The following is a 2,047-nucleotide window of genomic DNA, read 5'->3' as shown; positions in this document are numbered from 1 at the left end:
AGGACATCCTTCTTTTCATACAATTTGTCCAGAAATTCCAGACCATTTGTCGCATCCTCACCAAAGACATTCTTTAACCCATCCATTGCATTTTTCATTTCTTCAATGCTCATGGTGTAGGATTTGTCCCCTAAAAGATACTCCATTGCAGAACGGAAATGTTTTCCATAATCCCCGTTTTCAAACATCTCCATTGCGGATTTGTAGGCATCCTGATAGTTCTTAAATTCTGAATCGTAATCATCCTGCCCCATTGCCTTGTCATAAGCGGATTTGGATGCCGCTGCACTTTGCAGACTTTCATCCATGCCGTGTAATACCTGGTCAAGTGTACGTGCGTCCTCTGTAATGGCTGAAAACCCGTCTGCGCCATTGCATACCTGGTTAAAACATGTGGCGGCGAACTGTGCGGATATGCCGGATTCATCCAGCAGGAGAGAAAGTTCTTCATTTTCCCTGGCAAGTGAGTAGAGGTCATCTTCTGTAATTCCTGCTTCTTTGGAGAGTTTTTGTAATTCTTCTCTTGCATCTTTGAAGGATTCAGAATCCCAGAGGTCTTGGAAACGCTGGGAGAAAGGTTTTGGAATATTTTGCGCTTCTTCTGCAATTTCGTCCTGTACAATTCCCATTTTCACCAAACGGTCAATCAGTTCGTCAACACTAACCCCACAACTGCCAGCCGATTCCTTTAATTTATCAAAGGCATTGTTTTTGCCAGCATTTTGGTCAAACGATTGTAGATCCAGAGTATCTAACCCTTTTAATTCCCCAGCATATTTCTTTAGTGAATCATCATTCTGTAATTTATCATTAAAATCAATCAGTCTTGTATCTGCCTGGTTAAACACATCATCCATTACAGAAGAATACTGTCCCCATTCTTCGGTATTGCTTTGGATGGACTGTTTTATTTCTTCAAGGTTCTGCCTTGCGGATGCTACCTTTTTGTCGCTATATGGGTCTTCGCTTTCCAAGACTGCATTATTGTACTCTTCTACCGCTTTTAAGGCATCATTATATACAGTTGCCTTGTTATCATCTGATGCAATTTTTGCAATCAGGGAACGTTTGAAAATATCGCCGTATTCGTCAACCACGGATTTAGCATTATTTAAAGAATTTGAAGACATCTCTAACACATCATCAAATAAATGCTCGTCCCCTAATTCAACTGCCTTGTTGCGGAGGTCTGTTTCAAAATCATTGATGACATCATATGCTGATCCGGCATCTGTGTCTAAATAGACGGAGAAAGTTACGCCGCCGTCCCCTTCATTCAGAAGGTCTATGCCTTTATCTTTATATTTTTCTGCAATTTCTTTTAATGCCTTGCCTTTATCTGTTGTAGCTACCATTCCGGAATAAGAGAGGTTATAATGACGTTTCTTTGTCATTTGTTTTTCAGCATCATGAATTCCCTTTTCATTTTCATTCAGGTAGTTATTTGCTAATTCTTTGTTGTAATCCTTGATGGCCTGTGTCATGTCTCTGTAGCTGTCGGTCACAAGATCAATAGTACCACAAGTTGCACCGAATTTATCGTTGATCTCCGTCTGCAAATCTAAGAGCTGCCTTTTTACCGCAAGAGTTTCCTCTTCGTCCCCTTTAGCGGCTATTAATGCTTTCCGCAATTCCTGATACCTGGAAACGTAATCATCTATGGATGAAGCGGATTCTTTGTATGCTTGTGCGGCTTCTTCGGTTGCCTGTCTGATTTCTTCCTGGTGCTGCTTATAGCTACTAAAAATAGATGAACCAATGCTCCATATAGTAGATGCAGCAGCAAAAACTATACTCGCTTTTTGAAGCATGGACATAGCTGCCCAAGTTGCTTTAATAGAAGTGGTAAGTCCTGCTAATGTGCCTTTTAATGTGTTTGCTGAGGCTGCATTTGCTGTATTGGCTGTTGTATTTGCATTTGTGGCAGTGGTAAGCCCCATTTGCGTTAATTTTTCTTTTGCTTGCGATTTGGAAAGCAATGTTAACAACCTAACTCAAGCAACTACAACATATTGTGTTTTTCTTTTAATTGGCACGGGGTTCCCTG

General features: G+C 40.7%; 1 protein-coding gene and 1 pseudogene. One reads left to right on the top strand and one right to left on the bottom strand.

What is annotated here, in order from left to right:
- Positions 1 to 1,811, bottom strand: a pseudogene (locus tag D7Y06_RS24855) (hypothetical protein); the annotation flags it as partial.
- Here D7Y06_RS24855 and D7Y06_RS26740 point away from each other — a divergent pair.
- On the top strand, positions 1,810 to 2,047 hold a 238-nt coding region (locus D7Y06_RS26740), incomplete at its 3' end, for a hypothetical protein (protein ID WP_207667359.1). The pseudogene D7Y06_RS24855 and the gene D7Y06_RS26740 sit on opposite strands and share 2 nt — an antisense overlap.

Origin of the sequence: Roseburia sp. 1XD42-69 (genome assembly GCF_003612565.1) — a bacterium.
In the GTDB taxonomy this organism is placed as follows: domain Bacteria; phylum Bacillota; class Clostridia; order Lachnospirales; family Lachnospiraceae; genus Roseburia_B.
This window is presented reverse-complemented; position numbering and strand designations above follow the sequence as displayed.